Below are 19469 nucleotides of genomic sequence, written 5' to 3'. Positions count from 1 at the left end.
CACAATAAGCAAAACACGTTCGGTGAGGAAATGACGGATACGGCGCAGGCGGAAAAAGAGAAGGTTCACGACGAGAAGGAGCCCGATCACCATCCTTATTTTCGGCCGAAGGATGCTGCCACCCTGATCCTCGTGGATCGCAGCGGATCCATTCCAAAAGTGCTGGTCGGCAAGCGCCACGACAAGGTGGTGTTCATGCCCGGCAAGTTCGTGTTCCCCGGCGGCCGCGTCGACAAGGCCGACTATCGCGTGCCCTGCGCGGCGCCGATCACGCCGGAGCTTCAGGCTAATCTGTTCAAGGGCAGCCCGAAGACGGAGGCCTCGCGTGCAAAATCGCTGGCGATCGCGGCGATCCGCGAGGCCTGCGAGGAAACCGGTCTCTGCCTTGGGCGTCAGCACGACGGCAAGGCGCCAAAGCTTGACGGCCCCTGGAAGCCGTTTGCGGATGCGGGACTGTTGCCTGATCCCTCCGGCCTGTTCCTGATCGCGCGCGCGATCACGCCGCCCGGCCGCGTCAAGCGTTTCGACACGCGCTTCTTCACCGCGGATGCCTCCGCAATCACCCATCGCGTCGAGGGCGTGGTGCATGCCGATGCCGAACTGGTCGAGCTGGTCTGGGTCGAGCTCGGCTCACAGCCGCTCGCGGACCTGCATCCGATGACGCGGAACGTGCTCAACGAGCTGGACAGACGGCTCGCCACCGGCCCGCTTCGTCACGACGCGCCGGTGCCGTTCTTCCATTTCTACGGCGGCAAGATGCAGAAGGATATTTTGGGCTGACCTGAGACGGATCACTCGTCCGCGTCAGGCTCCGTGCCGACATAGTCGCGTGCCGGAAGCTTGATCTTGCGACCGAGCTCATTCGCAAAGTCGGTCGCGTCTTCGCGCCTGGTGAAGCTCGACAGCGTGATGGGCGTGGTGCCCTTGTCGCCGCAGAGGTTGACGTCGTACGTCGTCAGCTCCGCATCGCCGTCATCGGTGATGCTGATGAAATGATAGTCCGCCAGGTTGCGCTGGCTGCGGATATTCAGCAGACCGAACTGTCTGGTGATGACAACCCGGCGCTGTGTGTCGTTCAGAACGATGAAATAGCGGAACGTCAGCAAAATGAGGCCGGGAATGCCGACCGCAAGGCCGAGCCCAGCGAAAACCAGCACAGGCACCCAGTCATCGGCCAGCCGTCCGAAGCCGGACAGGTCCTGTCGCAGCCCAAGGGCGACGTTCCAAAGCAGGTATGCGCTCGCCGCCAGCAGCGGCAGCGACAGCAGCCGGCCGATCCAGGGCATCGGCCGATCGATGCGAATTGTGCCGTCCAATATGGTTGCGTCGGCGATGGGCATTGGCTCTCGTCTCGCGGAAACAAGACTTTGTCGGCCGGGACGGCTGACAGGTTCGAGAGGAGTCCCCTCCTCCCTGTCATTCCGGGCTCGCCGCTATGCGGCGCCCCGGAATGACGAACGTGCTGAATTGCGAGCGAAAAACAAAAAATTGTTCTGCGCATGGCCGATGGCGCAACTCCGCGCCGCACCTATGTCATGTCGAACGACACCCAGCACGGACACGGGGCGATGGCACAACGGCAACTCAAGCTCGGGGCGTTCATGCGCCCGATCTCCATCCACACCGGCGCCTGGCGCTATCCCGGCGCCTGGCCCGACGCCAATTTCAACTTCGGGCACATCAAGCAGCTGATCAGGAAACTCGAGGCAGGCAAGTTCGATGCCTTCTTCATGGCCGATCACCTCGCCGTGCTGAACATGCCGATCAATGCGCTCAAGCGCAGCCACACCGTGACGTCATTCGAGCCATTCACGCTTTTGTCAGCACTCTCCGCCGTGACCGAGCGCATCGGCCTGATCGCGACGGGCTCGACCACCTTTGACGAGCCCTATCACGTCGCGCGTCGCTTTGCTTCGCTCGACCATCTCAGCGGAGGTCGCGCGGGCTGGAATATCGTCACCACCTCGAATCCGGACGCGGCGCTGAATTTCGGTCTGGACGACCACATGGAGCATGCCGAGCGCTACAAGCGCGCGCGCGAATTCTATGATGTCGTGACGGGCCTCTGGGATTCCTTCGCCGACGACGCCTTCCTGCGCGATGTCGAACAGGGCCTGTTCTTCGATCCCGCCAAGATGCACGTGCTCGACCACCAGGGCAAATATCTGAAGGTACGTGGGCCCCTGAACATCGCCCGCCCGGTCCAGGGCAGGCCGGTGATCGTGCAGGCCGGCGCGTCCGAGGACGGCAAGCAGCTCGCGGCGGAAACGGCAGAGGCCGTGTTCACAGGCGGCGGCAGCCTTGCCGACGGGCAGAAGCTCTATGCCGACATCAAGGGCCGCATGGAGAAGATCGGCCGCGATCCAGAGCATCTCAAGATCCTGCCCGGCGCCTTCGTCGTGGTCGGCGATAGCGTCGATGAAGCCAAGGAGAAGCGCGCGCTGCTCGACAGCCGCGTGCACTACGACAGCGCCATCGCCTCGCTCTCGGTGATCCTGGGCACCGATGCGAGCGGCTTCGACCCCGACGGGCCGCTGCCGCCTATCCCCGAGACCAACGCCAGCAAGAGCGGCCGGCAGCGGATGGTCGATCTGGCGGCGCGCGACAAGCTGACGGTGCGCCAGCTCGCGCACCGCGTCGGCGGCTATGGCGGGCTCGCCTTCGTCGGCACGGCGAAAACCATCGCCGATCAGATGGAGGAATGGCTCCTCAGTCGCGGCTCCGACGGATTCAACATCATGTTCCCGTTCGTCCCTGCGGGCCTCGACGACTTCGTCGACAAGGTCGTCCCGGAACTGCAACGGCGCGGGATTTTCCGGAAAGAGTATGAAGGGCCCACTTTGAGGGAGAATCTGGGCCTGCCGCGGCCGAAAAACCGGTTCTTCGAGGGTTAATCGGGCCGATTTGAGCGAGTTTCTGGCCGCAAAACCTTGACTTTGGGCGGTTTGTGGCTAGGTTGCCGGCCAACGCGGGCCGTTTGGCCGGCTCCTCAATCCCCTATTTTCAGAGGTCCTGAACATGGCCAAAGCGGTCACCATCAAGGTCAAGCTCGTGTCCTCGGCTGACACCGGCTTCTACTACGTCGCCAAGAAGAATTCGCGCACCATGACCGAAAAGCTGGTCAAGAAGAAGTATGACCCGGTCGCGCGCAAGCACGTCGAATTCAAGGAAGCCAAGATCAAGTAAGATCGGCTAGGCGCGTAGAGTTTGCGGGGCCCTCTGGGCCCCGTTTTTATTTGCGGCCGTTTTTATTTGCGGCTGTTGGTCCAGCCGTATTGTTTGCAGTCCTTTCACTCATAGGCTGGCGCAAGCTCAATAAGGGGATTTGGAACGCAGATTAGAAAACACATCGCGACGTTGTGCACGCTCCCATTTCTTGCGAGCTTGGCACTGCCGGGGTGGCGCTATGGTTCGCCTATCCTGCCCCGACGCAGAGGAACGTTCGGCCGATCGTCACGTGAGGCGGCGATGCCGTGCACGGGTCCCTGCTACTCGTTGACTGCGTCCTTCAATGATTTGGCTGCAAAAAACAGCGGCCTATTGTAAGCCCTGACCTTGATCACAGCACCAGTTGCAGGATTGCGGATCTCGGTGCCCTCACGCTTTTCAATCGCGAATTTTCCAAGCCCCGGAACCGAAACGGCTTCGCCTTTCGCGAGTCTGCTCTCGATGAACGTTACCAAAGCCTCGACTGCCACTTCTGCCTTGTCCGACTCGATGCCGGATTGCCGGGCTACCCAATCAATCAGTTCCCGCTGCATTGGATCTTGCACCTTGGCTATCATCGTACCGAGTCTATGCTCCACAAAAGCATAGGTCTTTGACGCCGCCGTCCGGATCGAGGTTCAAAGCCAAGTAATGATGCCAATTTCATCGGCCCTTGCGCGCCACTTCTCACCGAAGAACCCGCGAGCACACGCCCCCCTAGGCGGTCCGCAATACCGGCGGCGCCGTCGGCCGAAGCAAGGCGAACGCGATCTGGACGATGCCGGCGGCAAGCCCGACCGCGACGCCAATACGCCAGGCCATGTTGTACGAGCCGAGCGCGTCATAGATCAGTCCGCCGCCATAGGCGCCGACGAAGCTGCCGATCTGGTGGCTCATGAAGGCGAGCCCCTGGATCATTGCCTGCCATTGCAGGCCGAACATCTCGGCCACTGCGCCCGCAACGAGCGGCCCGACGCCGAGCCACAAGAATCCCATCAGCGCACCGAACACCAGCGTCGAAGCCTCGGTCGGCGGCAGCATGAAGTACCAGGCGAGCACTAGCGAGCGCGCGACGTAGATTCCGCCCAAGAGTGCGAGCTTGTTCCAGCGCTGGCCGGCCCAGCCGAAGAACAGCGAGCCCAGCACGTTGAAGCCGCCGATCACGCCGAGCGTCTTGGCGCTCAGCATCGGGTCCATGCCACAGATCTGAAGGTAGGACGGCAGGTGCGTGGTGATGAAGACGAGTTGCATGCCGCAGACGAAATAGGCCGCCGTCATGACCGAGAAGGATGCGTTGCCGAAGGCCGTGGCAGTCGCAGTCGCGGCCGACACGTTGCCGAGCCCGCTCGTCTTCGGCAGCGGAATGCGATCGATGCGCCCGGCGAACCAGGCCGCCGGCAGCATCAGAAGCGAGAGCAGCACGAAACCGGCGAGCCCGATCCGCCAGCCGTAGCCCTCGCTGAGCACCTGTCCGGTCGGCGCCGACAACAGCGCGCCGAGCGAGCCCGCGGCCGAGACCATGCCGAGCACCGTCGAACGCACGGTCTCGGGTGCTGCCCGCGCGGCCACCGACATCGCCATCGCCGCCGCCGTGCAGGCGAGCGAGGTGCCGATCAGCACCCCTGCCCCCAGCATCACGAAAATCATGCCCTGCGCACTCGCCATCAGCGCAAGGCCCACAATGTAAATGAGCGCACCAGTCATCATGATCGCGCGAAAGCCGTGGCGCACGGTGAGCGCGCCGGCGAGCGGCTGCAGGAAGCCCCAGGCGAGGTTTTGCACGGCGATCGCCAGGGTGAAGTCGGAAATGGAGATGCCGACGTCATGGGTCAGCGGCTGCATGAAGATGCCGAGCGATTGCCGCAGGCCCATGCTGAGGGTGAGCATCAGCGAGGCGCCGATCAGGATCGGGAGCGTTGGGCGGAGCGCCTGGAGCAACGGCATGGTCGTTCTCCCTTTTCTTGTCTCGGCCGCAGGATTGCTCCCGAAGCCGCGGCCTGCGACCGCGTCCGGCTTGATTACACAGGTCTGTGTAATTAAGATTGGAAGATGGAATGGCTGTCAAGCGCCGAGTAAACAGATCTGTGTAATGGCTGCTACCACAAAAACGGATATGAAGGAGCGGATCCTCGAGACCGCCGATAGGCTGTTTTATCTTCAGGGCATCCGCGCCATCGGCGTCGATACGATCGCGGCCGAGATCGGCATCTCCAAGCGCACGCTCTATAACCACTTCCAGTCCAAGGACGCGCTGATCGCCGCCTATCTCGAGCGACGTTTCGTTCACGCCCGTCCATCGGATAAGCCGCCGGCCGAGCAGATCCTCGCCACCTTCGATTCGCTGGAGCGCCGCTTCGCCGCCAAGGATTTTCGCGGCTGCCCGTTCGTGAATGCGGTGGCAGAGCTCGGGCCTGCGGATCGCGCGGTGAAGAAGATCGCAAAGGCGTTCAAGGAAAGCCGGCGGCTCTGGTTTCGCGATCGGCTGAATGAGCTTGGCGTCGCTCAGGCCGAGGCACTTGCGACACAGCTCGTGCTCCTGGTCGATGGCTCGATCGCACAGGATCTCGTGCGCGATGATCCGGCGATGGCGCGGGCGGCGAAGGAAGCCGCGAAGGTGCTGCTGCGGAATGCGGGGGTGGATGTGGGGGATGCGGCGGCGCCGGCAGCGAAGCGAGGCAAGTGCTCGCCAAATTCATCTCCGTCGTCCCGGACAAGCGAAGCGCAGATCCGGGACCCATAACCCCAGGAAGTCGTTTGGCGAAGACTCGCGGTTGGCTGTGTGCGCCACAACCTCTCCCTGGGGTTATGGGTCCCGGCCTTCGCCGGGACGACACCGAAATTGTTGCACGGCCGTCGTGCAGGACATCGCCCGCGTCACGCCGCCTGCGACACCACGCGGTTGCGGCCGTCGTGCTTGGCGCGATAGAGCGCGGTATCCGCGCGCTTGAGCACGTCGGCGACGGACTCGCCCTTCTGCTCCAGCGTAGTCAAGCCGATCGAGATCGTGACCTCGATGCGCTTGCTGCCCTTGTGGACGGAGAACGGCTCGCCCGCGATCGAGCGGCGCAGGCGCTCGGCGACCATGCCGGCGACGTGCAAATCGGTTTCCGGCATCACGATCACGAATTCCTCGCCGCCATAGCGACAGGCGAGATCAATGCCGCGGATCGATTTGCGCACGCGCACCGCGAACTCGCGCAAGACGTCGTCGCCGGCATCATGGCCGTAATTGTCGTTGATCGACTTGAAATAGTCGATGTCCAGAATCATCAGCGCCAGCGGCTTGCCGCGCGTCGAGGCCTGCTCGGCAAGCGTTGCCAGATGGCTCTCCATGTAGCGGCGATTGTGCAGGCCGGTGAGCGCGTCGGTGATCGCCATCTCGATCGAGTTCTGCACATTGTCGCGCAGATGATCCGTGTAGCGGCGGCGGCGGATCTGCGTACGGGCGCGGGCGAGCAGCTCGTTCTTGTCGACGGGGCGGAGCAGATAGTCGTTGACGCCGATTTCGAGCCCGCGGAGCAGCCGCGTGCCGCTGTCGGCGTCGGCAATGGCGAGGATCGGCACGTGGCGGGTGCGCTCCAGCGAGCGCGCCTGGCTGCATAGCCGAAGCCCGTCGAAATTGTTGAGGTCGAGCGAGACGATCAAGAGGTCGTAATTGCCCTCGGCGGCGTGGAACAGCGCCTCCGTCGGGTTGGACTCGACGTCGACGGTGTGCTCGGCGGCAAGCAGGTTCGCCAGCCGTTCATAGGAGGATTGGCGGTCGTCGACCAGGAGGATACGGCCGCCCTTGCCGGTATCGGCCACCGCGCTGCGCTCGGGCGCCTGCACGCCGATCTCGAGCGAGGTGATGGCGCGCATGCGCAGCTCATCCGTCATCATCTTCAGCCGCGTCAGCGAGCGCACGCGCGCGATCAGCACGACGTCGGAGACGGGTTTTGTGAGAAAATCGTCGGCGCCGGCTTCCAGCCCGCGCACGCGATCGGCGGGGCTGTCGAGCGCGGTCACCATCACGACGGGGATGTGATGCGTCACCGGATCGGTTTTCAGCCGGCGGCAAACCTCGAACCCGTCAATGTCGGGCATCATGACGTCGAGCAGGATGATGTCGCACTCGGCTCTTCGGCAGATCGCCAGCGCCTCGGCGCCGTTCGCGGCCGTCATCACGTCGAAATATTCGGCGGAGAGGCGGGCTTCCAACAGTTTGACGTTGGCAGGGACGTCGTCGACGACGAGGATACGCGCGGACACCAGAATTACTCCCTACCCGATAAAACGCCGGACCGTCTCAATGAACTTGCCGACCGAGATCGGCTTGGAAAGATACGCCTCGCAGCCGCCCTCGCGTATGCGCTCTTCGTCACCCTTCATCGCGAATGCGGTCACCGCGACGACGGGAATGTTGCGCAATTCCGGATCGTCCTTGATCCAGCGCGTCACCTCCAGCCCCGACACCTGCGGCAGCTGGATATCCATCAGCACGAGATCGGGACGCATCTTGCGAACGAGATCGAGCGCCTCGTAGCCGTTGCTGGTGCCCGACGTTTGATAGCCGTGCGCCTCCAACAGGTCGCGGAAGAGCTTCATGTTGAGCTCGTTGTCTTCCACGATCAGGACGGTCTTAGCCATCCCGTTCCTCCCCATTGTCAGGAGACCTGTTCGACATGTAACGCCTCAGGCGCCTTCCGCCGGCGCTTCGAAAACTGGATTCAAACTAGCGTCAGATTCGCTCTAGTTTCGTTAAACCCGAGGGCCAACTTTCCGCGATTTGGTTTCCAGTTGCTTGTCTGGGCTCACCAGACTCGGGCATGATGATTCCAAATTAGAGCCCGAAAGTTAACGGAAAGGCAAATCGTCCGCTTGAAAAAGCCTGTTCAAAACCCCCGCGAAGTGGCTGAAATCGTTGCGATTCAGGCATTATCCTTCGTCGCCGGCGACCCCGAGCGGTTGGGCCTGTTTCTGGCCGAGACAGGCATTGGCCCGGAGACGCTGCGGAACGCCGCCTCCGACCCGAATTTCCTGATCAGCGTGCTCGATTTCGTGCTGCGCGATGACGCAACCGTGAAGGCCTTTGCCAGCGCCTCGGAGCTGCATCCGACCAACATTGCCGCCGCCCGGCAGGTTCTGGGCGACCCGCATTGGGAGCGCGACGTGCCGTGAGCGCGCCCGAGGCGGCCGGGCCCCGCTGCTTTTGCCGGGATTGCCTGGCCGACCAGGGCATTTCAGCGCGGCGCTGTTCCGCCTGCGGCTCCCCGCGCCTCGTCCGCCACCGCGCGCTCGCCGCGCTGACGATCGCCCATATCGACTGCGACGCGTTCTACGCGACGGTCGAGAAGCGCGACAATCCCGACATCGCCGACAAGCCAGTGATCATCGGCGGGGGAAAACGCGGCGTGGTGTCGGCCGCCTGCTACATCGCGCGCACCTTCGGCGTGCGCTCGGCGATGCCGATGTTCAAGGCGCTGGAGGCCTGCCCGCATGCAATCGTGATCCGCCCCGACATGGCGAAATACGTCCGCGTCGGCCGCGAGGTGCGCCACGCCATGCAGGCGCTGACGCCGCTGGTCGAGCCGCTCTCGATCGACGAGGCCTTTCTCGATCTTTCCGGCACAGAGCGCGTTCACGGCATGATCCCGGCAAAGGTGCTGGCGCGCTTCGTCCGCGACGTCGAGCGCGACATCGGCATCACCGTGTCGGTCGGGCTGTCCTGCAACAAGTTTTTGGCCAAGATCGCCTCCGACCTCGACAAGCCGCGCGGCTTTGCGCCCCTCGACCAGGAGGAAGCGCACCTGATGCTGGCTTCGAGGTCGGTCGGATTCATCTTCGGCGTGGGGCCGGCGACGCAGGAGCGGCTGGTGCAGCGCGGCTTCCGCATCATCGCCGACCTGCAGAAGGCGGACGAGATCGAGCTGATGCGACAGTTTCCGAGCGATGGCCGCAGGCTCTGGCGGCTCGCTCGCGGCATCGACGATCGCCGCGTCGAGCCGGACCGCGGCGCCAAGACGATTTCCAGCGAAACCACGTTCGAGAGCGACATCCGCGACTTCGCCACGCTGGAGAAGATCTTGTGGCGGCTCTGCGAGAAAACCTCGTCACGGCTCAAGAGCAGCGAGCTTGCGGGCTCCACGATCACGCTGAAGCTGAAGACCGCCGACTTCCGCCAGCGTACCCGCTCGCAGTCGATCAACGCGCCGACGCAGCTCGCCGCAAAAATCTTTTCGATCTGCCGCGAGATGCTGGCCAAGGAGATCGACGGCACCGCCTTCCGCCTGATGGGCGCCGGCGTCAGCGCCCTGCGCACGGGCTCGGCCGCCGACGACACCGACATGCTCGACCGCCGCGCCGCCCACGCCGAACGGGCGGTAGACAGTTTGCGGAAGAAGTTCGGCAGCGCCGCCGTGATCCGCGGCATCGCATATGACGGACCGGAGAAGACGGAGCGGGAGTGAGCAGCGCGCCTGTTGCTGTGGTTATGGCCGATCGCCACGTGCCTCGGTGTCGTCCCGGCGAAAGCCAGGACCCATTTCCACCGGCCGTGGTTTGGCGAAGATTCGTTGTCGACAGCTCGGCGCCGCAACTTTTCCCTGGGGTAATGGGTCCTGGCTTTCGCCAGGACGACGTCGAAATAGCAACCCCTCAATCCGCGACTGCCACCGCCTCGATTTCGATCAGCCATTCCGGCGCCGCGAGCGCGGTGACGCCGACGAGCGTGCTGGCCGGCGGCTCCATGCCTTCGAAGAAGGCGGAGCGGGCCTTGCCGATGATGGGGCGCAGCTCCGGCTTGTAGCCGACCACGAAGGTGGTGATCTTCACGATGTTGGCGTAGCTCGCACCCGCAGCCTTCAGCGCCAGGCCGAGGTTCTGCATCACCTGCGTCGTCTGCGCGGCGAGATTGCCTTCGCCGACGATCCTGCCCTCCTCGTCAGTCGATACCTGCCCCGAGATGTAGATGGTGCGCGCGCCGGCGGCCGTGACGACGTGGGAATAGGCCGGATTGTGGTGCAGGCCGCTCGGGCGGAGATGATCGATCTTCGGCATGTGTGCCTCCCTGACGTTTGTGGTTGGGAGGGAGCGTAGCGGGGGACAGTGCTCAAAGCCAGACCGTCATTGCGAACACAGCAAAGCGACGAAGTGCCGGACCCTCGGCCTGAGGAGCGCGCTCTTCGCGCGCGTCTCGAAGGGCGAGGCCACCAGCGGAGCCTTCATCCTTCGAGACGCGCGTTCCGCGCTCCTCAGGATGAGGAATCAAGGTTGGACGATCTCGCGCGCCCCGGAAGGACGACGCTTTGTCAATTACAAGGCTTGGCATCCTTGACGTCGAACTTGCCGAGTGCACCCGAGATGACGAAATCGTTGTAGTCGAGCACCAGCGCGCGGGAAACGCCGTTTTCGTAGAGCTCGAACGACATCGCGTAGACCGGAGTCTGCTCGCCCTCTTTCTGCTGGGCTTCGCGGTCGAAATAGCTGACGGTGACCGGCCAGCGCGTCAGCGACCTCATGTGCTCGTCGGACGTCGACGGATCGGGCGAGGACGCTGCGCGGTCGGCGGGGATCGGCTGGCCGATCACGGTCAGCGTGTTGTAGACCTTCTCGCCATTGTCGGAGCCGTCATAGACGGAGAGCTCGAGCACCGACTTGCCCTCCTTGGCGGCGGCAATGATGCGCTGGATCTGCTCGGTCGGAAACACCGTCGTGCCGTCGAGCGTGAAATTCTTCGTCACCGGCAGCTTCAATTTGACGTTGATGTGGTCGCCATCGCGCTCGGCCGATCCGTCGACCTGGCTCGAGTCGGCGTCGTTCATCCGCGTCTCGATCTTGAAACGATAGCTTTTGCCGGCCGCATCCTCCCAGGAGTTGGAGCGGAGGTCGCTGAGCGTGACCTTGCCCTCGCCGCTGTCGAGCTCGGAGACCTGGCGGAATTCCGACGTGTAGCCCTCGCAGGAATTGCCGGCGAAACTGTAGAGGATGCGCCCGCGCGCGCTGTTGATCGAACTCGAACGCGACTTGACCAGGCTTAAATCGTACAGGGCCTGATGCGAGAGGAACGGACCATTCGCGGCCTCAGCCCCGCCAGAAACGCCAACAGCGACAACCGCGAGCGCCATGACACCGAGCGACGTCCGGAAAAGGTGCACCATGAATATTCCTTGGGGAAATCGAGATTCGTCATTTTAATGACCGTCGCATTACGTCGCAACTGCGGCCGCTTCACGGAAAGTTGCGCTTTTCCCCCGAAAATCGCTGCCTTGCCTCGGAAACATGCAACACTGCCGGGCGCCCGGGCCACCGTTTCGCCGCCTTGCATGTCACTGCGCAATCGGCGAAACAGGCGCGCTGGCCGGCTTGAGGCCGGGCAGAATTTTCCAGAAGACATCGAGGTCGGAACATGGCGGGCACGGTCGAGCAGAAACTGGCGGAACAGGGCATCAAGTTGCACGAGGCCCCCACTCCCGTGGCCAATTACGTGCCGTTCGTGCGGACCGGCAACCTCCTCTTCGTCTCGGGCCAGGTCTGCTTCGATCCCGCTGGCAAGCTGATCGCCAAGGGCAAGCTGGGCGCCGGCGTCTCCATCGAAGAGGGTGCGGCGGCGGCGCGCGGCTGCGCCATCAACCTGCTGGCGCAGGTCAAGGCGGCGCTCGGCGACCTCGACAAGGTCGTGCGCGTGGTGCGGCTCGGCGGTTTCATCAACTCGGCGCCGGATTTCGTCGACGGGCCGAAGGTGCTGAACGGCGCCTCCGACCTGATGGTGGCGGCCTTCGGTGACAAGGGCCGCCACGCCCGAACCACCGTCGGCGTTGCCTCGCTGCCGGCGGACGCCGCAGTTGAGGTCGAGGGCCTGTTCGAGGTCGCCTGATCCGGGAGCAAGAGGCGTGCGTGCTCCGGATTGGCTGACGGCGCGGCCGGTCGCCCATCGCGGCCTGCATGACATTTCACGTGGGATCGTCGAGAACATGCCGGGCGCAGTGCAGGCTGCGATCGCGGGCAATTTCGCCATCGAGGTGGACATCCAGCTCTCCGCCGACGGCGAAGCCATGGTGCATCACGACCATGCGCTCGGCCGGCTCACGGAGGGCGACGGCGACCTGATCGCAAAGACCGCGGCCGAGCTCAGGGCCGTCAAGTTCAAGGACACGTCCGAGCGGATGATGTCGTTGTCCGACCTTTGCACGATGGTCGCCGGGCGGGTTCCGCTGGTGATCGAGGTCAAGAGCCATTTTGACGGCGACCGCAAGCTCGTGAAGCGGATGGCGGAGGTGCTGGCCTCCTATGACGGGCCCGCCGTCGGCATGTCCTTCGATCCGGACCAGGTGCTGGCGCTGCGCGAGCTGTTGCCTTCGCGCCCGCGCGGCATCGTCGCGCAGCGGACCTATGAGGACGAATATTGGGCGAAGCTGACGCAAGCCCAGCGCGACAGCATGTTGTACTTGCGGCACGGCTTTCAAACCCAGCCGCATTTCGTCGCGTTCAAGGTCGACCATCTGCCGGCGCCCGCGCCCTGGATCGCGCGCAACATGTTCGGCTGCGCGCTGCTCGGCTGGACCGTGCGCACGCCCGAGCAGCTGACGCGGGCCGGGCAATATGCGGACCAGATGATCTTCGAGGGGTTTGTGCCGTAGCGTGCCCGTCACGTGTCCCGGGCGCGCTGCGCTGCATCCGGGCACGAGAGCGTCAGTTCCCGCCCCTTGAAGTCGCTGCTGCAATGCACGATCTTCGGCTAGTGGGTTCTTCAAGACACGCAATGGCATCATCCGAAATCACGCTCGAGGCCGTGCCTTCCATTGGCGACGTTTGCGCTGAGGATTGGGACGCCTGCGCCAATCCTGCGCGTGTCTGCAATGGCAAGGACGCAGGAACTTCATCCGGGCTGCCCGGCGCCTCCCTCGCGCTCTCAAAACCCGCCTATAACCCCTTCGTCTCCCATGCCTTTTTGTCCGCAGCGGAGAATTCGGGTTCGGCCACGGCGCGGACCGGCTGGGGGCCGCGGCATCTCGTTGCCAAGCTCGATGGCCGCGTCGCCGGCGTCGTGCCCTGCTATCTGAAATCGCATTCGCAAGGCGAGTATGTGTTCGACCGCGGCTGGGCGGATGCCTATCAGCGCGCCGGCGGGCGCTATTATCCGAAGCTGCAGGTCTCGGTTCCCTTCACCCCCGCGACCGGCCCGCGCCTTCTGATCCGCGATGGCGTCGATCATGAGCGCATTGCGTCTGCGCTGGCGAGCGGACTGATCGCGCTGTGCGGGGTGAGCAAGGCCTCTTCGGTGCACGTCACCTTCGCGCGCGAGGCCGAATGGAGGCTGCTCGCCGAGCACGGCTTCCTGCAACGGACCGACCAGCAGTTCCATTGGCACAACGAGGGCTTCGCATCCTTCGACGACTTCCTCGCCACGTTGAATTCGCGCCACCGCAAGTCGATCAAGCGCGAGCGGCGCGATGCGCTGGCAGCCGGCATCACCATCCACTGGCTCACCGGCAGCGACATCACCGAGGAGGCCTGGGACGCGTTCTTCGATTTCTACATGGAGACCGGCTCGCGCAAATGGGGCCGGCCGTACCTGACGCGAGAATTCTTCTCGCTGATCGGCGAGACCATGAGCAACGACGTGCTGCTGGTCATGGCCCGCCGCAATCACCGCTGGATCGCGGGCGCCATCAACTTCATCGGCTCGGATACGCTGTTCGGCCGCAACTGGGGCGCGGTCGAGCATCATCCGTTCCTGCATTTCGAGGTCTGCTACTATCAGGCGATCGACTTTGCGATCAAACACGGCCTGACATATGTCGAGGCCGGCGCCCAAGGCGAGCACAAGATCGCGCGCGGCTATCTGCCGCGAACGACGCATTCGGCGCATTTCATCGCCGATCCGGGCCTGCGCCGCGCCATCGACGAATACCTCAAGCGCGAACGTGCCTATGTCGCGGAAGCCGGCCGCGAGCTCGCCGAGTTGGGCCCGTTCCGCAAGGGCGCCGAAGAGGCGCCTTGACGCCTTCTTAGAGGTGATGACAGTAAGGCCGCAACTTCAGGAGCTGCCGCATGACCGCCTACGATCCCAACAATATCTTCGCGAAAATCCTGCGCGGCGAATTCCCCTGCTACAAGGTCTATGAGGACGAGCACGTGCTCGCGTTCCTCGACATCATGCCGCGCTCGCCCGGACATACGCTTGTCATCCCGAAAGCCCCGGCCCGCAACATCCTCGACATCAAGCCGGACGACTACGCCCATGTCGCGCGCGGCGCGCACAAGATCGCAGCTGCAGCGATGAAGGCCTTCGACGCCGACGGCATCACGGTGCAACAATTCAACGAGCCCGCCGGTGGGCAGGTCGTGTTTCACCTGCACATGCATGTGATGCCACGCCACGACGGTGTCGCGCTGCTGCCGCCCGCGAGCCGCAAGGAAGACGGCAAGGTGCTGGAAGAGCATGCGACGAAGCTGATGGCGGCGTTGAAGAAGGCCTAAGACTCTCCCCATCGTCATTCCGGGGCGCGCCTCTTGGCGCGAGCCCGGAATCCATTTCGCAACGATCTCTGTGGCCCGATGGATTCCGGGCTCGACGCTGCGCGTCGCCCCGGAATGACATCGGAGAGAGACTCACTCCGTCTCGAAATCCCCCGGCTGCGGCGCGGCCAGCGGCGTGAACTCGCAACGGTCGGGCTTGATGTCGATCAGCGGCGTGTTGTCGATGCAGTCGAGGCCGCGCACCAGGATCGTGTCGCCCTCGATGCCGACCAGCTTGACGATCGAGGTGCCGATCGGATTGGGCCGCACTGGCGAGCGCAGCGAGAAGGTGCCGCGGGTATTCTGGTTGTTCTTCGGGCTCTGCAGGACGATGTCGCGGCGCGAGCGGTCGAGCCAGTAGAGCACTTCGAGATTGCTGTAGAAGTCGACGCCCTTAATCGCCGGCACGAAGGGCTCGAAGATCTCAAGCCGGCATACCGGTCCGTCATGCCGTCCTTGCCGCGGCGTCTGAAGCCGCGAGGTCCAGGGCGTGCGGATCCGGCCGATGAAGACGAGGCCGGCATCCTGCGTCGCCGGCAGCTCGATAGCCACCTCGCCTTCGCGGAGCTCATTTTCGCGAACCATTTTTCCTGTTCCTTGCTGTTTGCTGGCGGTTTTAGCCCAGCCACCACGTGCCGGCCAGCATGAACAGCTCGCCGGCGACGACGCCGGCGAAGATCGAGCGTCGGGTCAGCATGAAGACGATGAAGCCCGCGACCACCGCGCCATAGCGCAAGACATCGGGCACGCCGGCGAGCGCGCCCGGCGGCTGGACCACGATCTGGGCGATGACACCGGCCAGGATCGCGGTCGCCACCGCCCTCACCCAGACCAGGAGCTCCGAGCCCTCGTCGATGCCGCCACCGAACCACAGGCCCAGCATGCGCCATATCTGGTTGGGAATAACGCCGGCCACGAACAGCACGGCAAGCGCATGCCAGTCGCCGATGAAGCCACTCATGTGCGCGCCTCCCGCCAGAAATGGACGCCATAGGCGATGGTGCCCGCCACGACACCGCTGACCAGGATGTCGAGGCCGCTGTTCATTTTCGCGGCCAGCGGGTAGAGCACGAGCCCGAGCACCAGCGCGACGACATCGGCGACCTCGCGACTGTTGCGCGCGGTCGAGAACAGGAACGACAGCGGCGTGAGCAGCAGGATCGCGGCGCCCAGCGTCTGCGTGAGGTTGGCGGCGAGGAAATAGCCGACCGTGTTGGCGGTCAGGCACACCGAGACCAGACCGCAGCCGAGCCCGTGGACGAAGGCGATCCGCCGCTCGCGCGGCACCTGCGGCAGGAAGCGGTGGCATTCGACCCATAGCGTCACGGCGGTGAGATGCGCCGCGAAGATCAGCTCGCGCCGTTTTGTCTTCGGCGTGCGCATCAAGGGCAGGACCGACACCACCATCGGAAACAGGCGGATGGCGCTGACCGTCACTGCGATCGCCGACTGGATGACGGTCGCGCCGGAGCCGAGCGTGGTGATCAGGATGATCTGGGCCGGCCCCGCCCAGACGAACAGCGTGGAGGCCAGCGCCCAGGCCAGGCTGAAATGCGTGTCATGCGCGAGCGCCCCGATGCCGAGATAGGTCACGAACAGCACGACGGTGAGGATGGTCTGCGTGATCGAGCGCAGCCCCCACGCAAAAGCGCGAAAGGCACTGTGCCATTCGGGAGAATCGAGCGGAGGAAGCGCCACGGGGTCTTGGCCGGGAGAGGAATCGTGCCTGCATAACGGGCAATGCGAGGCGACACGTCAAGGAACCACGCGGCGGGGCTGGCATGCACGCGCACGCCACCCCTTCGTCATTCCGGGGCGCGCCCCCTTGGGCGCGAGCCCGGAATCCATAGGGCCACAGATGTTGCTGCGCGATGGATTCCGGGCTCGCGACTTCGTCGCGCCCCGGAATGACGAGGGGGAGGCAGAAGACCCCTAACCCGTCACGCCCCTGTTCCTAAGCACGAAGCAGGCGCCGCCCGCTTTCCGGATGCGGTTGCAGAGATCGTCCGCCTCTGGCCGGGTGTCGGCGCCGATGCGCACCTGATAGAAGGCGTGCGTGCCGCGGCTGCGCATCACCGATGAGAGCAAGCTCGGGTCGCGGCCGCCGATCACCGAGCTCAGCCGCGTAACCGCGCGCGAATACATCGCGAGCGCCTTGTTGCGGTCGAAGCCGGCGGCAAGCTGCACGCCCCAGATCTTTGCAGCGGCAAGCTCGATGTGCTGCTCGAGCCCGGCGACGAACGGATTGGGCGCACGCTTGAGCAGCGCCATCAGCTCGCGGCAGCTCGTCGGCGGTGAGCTTTGCGGCGTCTTGCCGCCGCGCCCGGCCGCCTTCCAGTCCTCGACCGTCGAGCCGGTGATGGCGGCCACATAGTGGCGGGTCTGGTCCGGCATGCCGCCGGTGCCGGCGAGCCATTCCTGCACGCGGCGCGGACCTGCATTGTAGGCCGCCGCTGCAAGCCCGAGATTGCCGAACTGGTTGCGCAGCTCGTTCAGGAACTCCGCCGATTTCGGCAGAGCCTGCACCGGATTGAAGGGATCAAGCAGTCCGCGCTCGCTGGCGGTGCCCGGCATGAACTGCGCGATGCCCTGCGCGCGGTCGCCGCTGCGCGTCACCGGGCCCACCGCGTCGCTCTGAAACCGGCTCTCCTGCCAGATCACGCGGGCAAAGAATTCGAGCGGCAGGCTGGCATCGCGCGCCGCCGCCTCGATGATCAGGCAGATCGATTCCCGCGTGTCGCTCTCGCGCGCCGCCTCGGCAGGCTTTGCCGGCGGCATCGCGAGCTCCTCGACGCTCGGCACGGCGACGTCGGTCTTCGCCGGCGAATTGTCCCACGCCGCAGCCGGCGCAACCAAGAACAGCGCGGCGGCGGCCTGGCAGAGCGCATATCGGGCTCGTGTCATTGGCAGGATACCGGCGATATCGGACAAATCGGCCTTGAACTCCAAGGCCCTTGAATTCCAAGGCCAAGCCAACTAGCAACTGGCGGCATAATCAACGCAGGCGGGGGCGGAATGGCAACAATCTATTTTGATCTCGACGGCACGCTGACCGATCCGAAGCCGGGGATCACCCGCTCGATCCAGTATGCGCTGGAACGGCTCGGACAGCACATCCCCAGCGAGGACGAATTGACCTGGTGCATCGGGCCGCCGCTGCATGCGAGCCTGAAGAAGCTCACCGGAACCGACGAGCTCGCGGGCCGTGCGCTGCTGCTGTATCGCGAGCGGTTTGCCGATGTCGGCCTGTTCGAGAACGAGGCGTATGACGGGATCGAGGAAACCTTGTCCGCGCTGTCGGCAACGGGCGCGCGCATGTTCGTGGCGACCAGCAAGCCGGCGGTGTACGCGACCCGGATCGTCGATCATTTCGGGCTCAAGCATTATTTCGAGCAGGTGTTCGGCTCCGAGCTCGACGGCACGCGCGTCGACAAGGGCGACCTCCTGGCTTACGCGCTCGACACCGCCAGGGTCGACCCGCAAACGGCCGTCATGATCGGCGACCGCAGCCACGACGTGGTCGGCGCCCGGAAGAACGGCATGACCTCGATCGGCGTGCTCTATGGCTATGGCAGCGAAGCCGAGCTCAGGGACGCCGGCGCGCATCATATCTGCGCCGCGCATCCCGAGCTGCTCGCCCACTGCGCGACGCGCAGCGCCTGAACGTCAGGCACTGACGGTCGCCATCCCTGGTTAGCTCGCTGCCGCCGCGATGTCCGCCGGCTCGACGCTGTCGACCGGCAGCGCGAATTGCTCGACGCGCTTGTAGGGCTTCTTGTTGAGCAAGAGCCGGGTCACGTCGGGCCGCGAATAGTGCCCGGCAGGATCGGCCGCGTTCTTGGCGACGCCAATGGTGCCAAGATCGATCTCGGCGATCAGAAGCCCCTCCTGATCCGGCGCCAGCTTGTCGCCGATCTGACTGCCGTCGGGGCCGTAGATCGCGGCAAAGCCGCCGCCGGCATGCAACAGCGCATGCTTGTCCGGGCGGTCGCAGAGTTCGTCGATCATCGCCTCCGAGACGGTCGCGCAGGGTGCAAGCACGAAGCACGAGCCCTCCACCGCATAGACGCGCGAGGCGGCGTTGTTGACCTCCGCTCCCAAGGCGGGCGCGAAGGGGTCGTAGAGCGAGAAGCTCGGCCAGGACGCCACATGAACCTGCTCGTTCTGGGCGTACATCGCATATTTCGACAGCGGCTGGAGATGCTCCCAGCAGCACAGCGCGCCGATACGTCCGATGTCGTGGCGCTCGTGCACGGCAAGATCGCTGCCGTCGCCCTCGCCATAGACGGTCCGCTCGGCATGGGTCGGCCGCAGCTTGCGACGCTTTGCAATGGTCTCGCCATCGGGCCCGATCAGCCATTGCGCGATGTAGAGGCTGCCGCCGTCGCGCTCGGAGAGCCCGATGACCGCGGTCAGGCCGGCCTTGCGCACGGCCTGCCGCAGCTTCTCGGCCTGCGGGCTGTCGTAGGCGAGCGAATTGTCGAAATAGCGCTGCACGAAGCCGCGGCCTATCGACCAGGCCGGCGAATCCAGCCAGATATGCCAGGGGTATCCGGGGATGAACACCTCCGGGAAAGCGATCAGCTTCGCATCCTTTCCTGCGGCCTCCTCGATCAGCGCGATCGACTTGTCGACGGACGCGTCGAGGTCGAGCCAGGCCGGCGCCGCCTGCACCACCGCGACTTTGTATTTCGGATGTTGGATGCCCATTCCCGCCTCCACGTGATCCACCAGGACACGCCGCTTTCCGGTTGATCGCGGCAGAC

At 64.5% G+C, this 19469-nt stretch carries 23 protein-coding genes; 11 read left to right on the top strand and 12 right to left on the bottom strand.

What is annotated here, in order from left to right; translation table 11 throughout:
• Positions 1-30: 30 nt before the first annotated feature.
• Positions 31-780: an NUDIX hydrolase gene (locus Q3C01_RS00805; RefSeq protein ID WP_458143079.1), complete on the top strand. Its 750-nt coding sequence runs from the start codon at positions 31-33 to the stop codon at positions 778-780.
• 11 nt (positions 781-791) lie between these two features.
• Here Q3C01_RS00805 and Q3C01_RS00800 read toward each other — a convergent pair whose 3' ends face one another.
• Positions 792-1340, bottom strand: a complete 549-nt coding sequence (locus Q3C01_RS00800; RefSeq protein WP_458143077.1) for a hypothetical protein — start codon at positions 1338-1340, stop codon at positions 792-794.
• Positions 1341-1568: 228 nt separating this feature from the next.
• Between Q3C01_RS00800 and Q3C01_RS00795 the strand changes: the two genes are divergently transcribed.
• Both Q3C01_RS00795 and rpmG read left to right on the top strand, forming a co-directional pair.
• A complete protein-coding gene (locus tag Q3C01_RS00795; RefSeq protein ID WP_458143207.1) occupies positions 1569-2894 on the top strand; it encodes an LLM class flavin-dependent oxidoreductase in 1326 nt (441 codons plus the stop codon).
• 124 nt (positions 2895-3018) lie between these two features.
• Entirely contained in the window at positions 3019-3186 is a 168-nt protein-coding gene (gene rpmG / locus Q3C01_RS00790; protein WP_027522986.1) for a 50S ribosomal protein L33, read from the top strand.
• Positions 3187-3488: 302 nt separating this feature from the next.
• Here rpmG and Q3C01_RS00785 read toward each other — a convergent pair whose 3' ends face one another.
• Positions 3489-3785, bottom strand: coding sequence for an HU family DNA-binding protein (locus Q3C01_RS00785; RefSeq protein ID WP_458143076.1), 297 nt, complete (start codon positions 3783-3785; stop codon positions 3489-3491).
• A 139-nt stretch (positions 3786-3924) separates the two neighbouring features.
• Positions 3925-5151: an MFS transporter gene (locus Q3C01_RS00780; protein ID WP_458143075.1), complete on the bottom strand. Its 1227-nt coding sequence runs from the start codon at positions 5149-5151 to the stop codon at positions 3925-3927.
• A 169-nt stretch (positions 5152-5320) separates the two neighbouring features.
• Between Q3C01_RS00780 and Q3C01_RS00775 the strand changes: the two genes are divergently transcribed.
• Positions 5321-5947, top strand: coding sequence for a TetR/AcrR family transcriptional regulator (locus Q3C01_RS00775; RefSeq protein WP_458143073.1), 627 nt, complete (start codon positions 5321-5323; stop codon positions 5945-5947).
• 134 nt (positions 5948-6081) lie between these two features.
• Here the strand turns inward: Q3C01_RS00775 and Q3C01_RS00770 are convergent, their stop codons facing one another.
• Together Q3C01_RS00770 and Q3C01_RS00765 are read right to left on the bottom strand one after the other, a co-directional pair.
• A complete protein-coding gene (locus tag Q3C01_RS00770; protein WP_458143072.1) occupies positions 6082-7455 on the bottom strand; it encodes a PleD family two-component system response regulator in 1374 nt (457 codons plus the stop codon).
• Between the two features lie 12 nt (positions 7456-7467).
• Positions 7468-7833, bottom strand: coding sequence for a response regulator (locus Q3C01_RS00765; protein WP_027523000.1), 366 nt, complete (start codon positions 7831-7833; stop codon positions 7468-7470).
• Positions 7834-8064: 231 nt separating this feature from the next.
• Between Q3C01_RS00765 and Q3C01_RS00760 the strand changes: the two genes are divergently transcribed.
• Both Q3C01_RS00760 and Q3C01_RS00755 read left to right on the top strand, forming a co-directional pair.
• Positions 8065-8364 (top strand): DUF3572 domain-containing protein, encoded by a 300-nt coding sequence (locus Q3C01_RS00760; protein ID WP_254095767.1) that lies wholly within the window; start codon positions 8065-8067, stop codon positions 8362-8364.
• Positions 8361-9653, top strand: coding sequence for a DNA polymerase IV (locus Q3C01_RS00755; protein ID WP_458143071.1), 1293 nt, complete (start codon positions 8361-8363; stop codon positions 9651-9653). Before Q3C01_RS00760 ends, Q3C01_RS00755 begins: the two co-directional genes overlap by 4 nt.
• A 187-nt stretch (positions 9654-9840) precedes the next feature.
• Here the strand turns inward: Q3C01_RS00755 and Q3C01_RS00750 are convergent, their stop codons facing one another.
• A complete protein-coding gene (locus tag Q3C01_RS00750) occupies positions 9841-10242 on the bottom strand; it encodes a RidA family protein (protein ID WP_458143070.1) in 402 nt (133 codons plus the stop codon).
• Positions 10243-10493: 251 nt separating this feature from the next.
• Complete coding sequence (locus tag Q3C01_RS00745; protein ID WP_458143069.1) at positions 10494-11342, bottom strand: cell envelope integrity EipB family protein; 849 nt, start codon at positions 11340-11342, stop codon at positions 10494-10496.
• A gap of 248 nt (positions 11343-11590) precedes the next feature.
• On the opposite strand from Q3C01_RS00745, the gene Q3C01_RS00740 reads away from it, so the two are divergent.
• The 4 genes from Q3C01_RS00740 (at position 11591) to Q3C01_RS00725 (ending at position 14664) form a co-directional block, all read left to right on the top strand.
• Entirely contained in the window at positions 11591-12058 is a 468-nt protein-coding gene (locus Q3C01_RS00740) for a RidA family protein (protein WP_254095771.1), read from the top strand.
• Positions 12059-12074: 16 nt separating this feature from the next.
• Complete coding sequence (locus Q3C01_RS00735; RefSeq protein ID WP_458143067.1) at positions 12075-12821, top strand: glycerophosphodiester phosphodiesterase; 747 nt, start codon at positions 12075-12077, stop codon at positions 12819-12821.
• A 122-nt stretch (positions 12822-12943) separates the two neighbouring features.
• Complete coding sequence (locus Q3C01_RS00730) at positions 12944-14185, top strand: GNAT family N-acetyltransferase (protein WP_458143066.1); 1242 nt, start codon at positions 12944-12946, stop codon at positions 14183-14185.
• A 50-nt stretch (positions 14186-14235) separates the two neighbouring features.
• A complete protein-coding gene (locus Q3C01_RS00725) occupies positions 14236-14664 on the top strand; it encodes an HIT family protein (RefSeq protein WP_458143064.1) in 429 nt (142 codons plus the stop codon).
• A 132-nt stretch (positions 14665-14796) separates the two neighbouring features.
• On the opposite strand, the gene tsaA is transcribed toward Q3C01_RS00725, so the two are convergent.
• The 4 genes from tsaA to Q3C01_RS00705 form a co-directional block, all read right to left on the bottom strand.
• Positions 14797-15288, bottom strand: a complete 492-nt coding sequence (gene tsaA / locus Q3C01_RS00720) for a tRNA (N6-threonylcarbamoyladenosine(37)-N6)-methyltransferase TrmO (protein ID WP_458143063.1) — start codon at positions 15286-15288, stop codon at positions 14797-14799.
• Between the two features lie 31 nt (positions 15289-15319).
• Entirely contained in the window at positions 15320-15664 is a 345-nt protein-coding gene (locus Q3C01_RS00715; RefSeq protein WP_458143062.1) for an AzlD domain-containing protein, read from the bottom strand.
• Entirely contained in the window at positions 15661-16401 is a 741-nt protein-coding gene (locus tag Q3C01_RS00710) for an AzlC family ABC transporter permease (RefSeq protein ID WP_458143060.1), read from the bottom strand. Before Q3C01_RS00710 ends, Q3C01_RS00715 begins: the two co-directional genes overlap by 4 nt.
• Positions 16402-16635: 234 nt before the next feature.
• Positions 16636-17607 (bottom strand): transglycosylase SLT domain-containing protein, encoded by a 972-nt coding sequence (locus tag Q3C01_RS00705; protein WP_458143058.1) that lies wholly within the window; start codon positions 17605-17607, stop codon positions 16636-16638.
• Positions 17608-17718: 111 nt separating this feature from the next.
• Here Q3C01_RS00705 and Q3C01_RS00700 point away from each other — a divergent pair, with 111 nt between their 5' ends.
• Complete coding sequence (locus Q3C01_RS00700; protein WP_458143057.1) at positions 17719-18366, top strand: HAD family hydrolase; 648 nt, start codon at positions 17719-17721, stop codon at positions 18364-18366.
• A 30-nt stretch (positions 18367-18396) separates the two neighbouring features.
• Here the strand turns inward: Q3C01_RS00700 and Q3C01_RS00695 are convergent, their stop codons facing one another.
• A complete protein-coding gene (locus Q3C01_RS00695) occupies positions 18397-19413 on the bottom strand; it encodes a carbon-nitrogen hydrolase family protein (protein ID WP_458143056.1) in 1017 nt (338 codons plus the stop codon).
• Positions 19414-19469: the final 56 nt, after the last annotated feature.

Source organism: Bradyrhizobium sp. UFLA05-109 (genome assembly GCF_054185165.1).
This window is presented reverse-complemented; position numbering and strand designations above follow the sequence as displayed.

Bases quoted from the DNA above. Each gene is read 5' to 3' on its own strand.
- Q3C01_RS00805 (WP_458143079.1), top strand. From the start codon at position 31: ATGACGGATACGGCGCAGGCGGAAAAAGAGAAGGTTCACGACGAGAAG.
- Q3C01_RS00800 (WP_458143077.1), bottom strand. From the start codon at position 1,340: ATGCCCATCGCCGACGCAACCATATTGGACGGCACAATTCGCATCGAT.
- Q3C01_RS00795 (WP_458143207.1), top strand. From the start codon at position 1,569: ATGGCACAACGGCAACTCAAGCTCGGGGCGTTCATGCGCCCGATCTCC.
- rpmG (WP_027522986.1), top strand. From the start codon at position 3,019: ATGGCCAAAGCGGTCACCATCAAGGTCAAGCTCGTGTCCTCGGCTGAC.
- Q3C01_RS00785 (WP_458143076.1), bottom strand. From the start codon at position 3,785: ATGATAGCCAAGGTGCAAGATCCAATGCAGCGGGAACTGATTGATTGG.
- Q3C01_RS00780 (WP_458143075.1), bottom strand. From the start codon at position 5,151: ATGCCGTTGCTCCAGGCGCTCCGCCCAACGCTCCCGATCCTGATCGGC.
- Q3C01_RS00775 (WP_458143073.1), top strand. From the start codon at position 5,321: ATGAAGGAGCGGATCCTCGAGACCGCCGATAGGCTGTTTTATCTTCAG.
- Q3C01_RS00765 (WP_027523000.1), bottom strand. From the start codon at position 7,833: ATGGCTAAGACCGTCCTGATCGTGGAAGACAACGAGCTCAACATGAAG.
- Q3C01_RS00750 (WP_458143070.1), bottom strand. From the start codon at position 10,242: ATGCCGAAGATCGATCATCTCCGCCCGAGCGGCCTGCACCACAATCCG.
- Q3C01_RS00745 (WP_458143069.1), bottom strand. From the start codon at position 11,342: ATGGTGCACCTTTTCCGGACGTCGCTCGGTGTCATGGCGCTCGCGGTT.
- Q3C01_RS00740 (WP_254095771.1), top strand. From the start codon at position 11,591: ATGGCGGGCACGGTCGAGCAGAAACTGGCGGAACAGGGCATCAAGTTG.
- Q3C01_RS00730 (WP_458143066.1), top strand. From the start codon at position 12,944: ATGGCATCATCCGAAATCACGCTCGAGGCCGTGCCTTCCATTGGCGAC.
- Q3C01_RS00725 (WP_458143064.1), top strand. From the start codon at position 14,236: ATGACCGCCTACGATCCCAACAATATCTTCGCGAAAATCCTGCGCGGC.
- tsaA (WP_458143063.1), bottom strand. From the start codon at position 15,288: ATGGTTCGCGAAAATGAGCTCCGCGAAGGCGAGGTGGCTATCGAGCTG.
- Q3C01_RS00715 (WP_458143062.1), bottom strand. From the start codon at position 15,664: ATGAGTGGCTTCATCGGCGACTGGCATGCGCTTGCCGTGCTGTTCGTG.
- Q3C01_RS00705 (WP_458143058.1), bottom strand. From the start codon at position 17,607: ATGACACGAGCCCGATATGCGCTCTGCCAGGCCGCCGCCGCGCTGTTC.
- Q3C01_RS00700 (WP_458143057.1), top strand. From the start codon at position 17,719: ATGGCAACAATCTATTTTGATCTCGACGGCACGCTGACCGATCCGAAG.
- Q3C01_RS00695 (WP_458143056.1), bottom strand. From the start codon at position 19,413: ATGGGCATCCAACATCCGAAATACAAAGTCGCGGTGGTGCAGGCGGCG.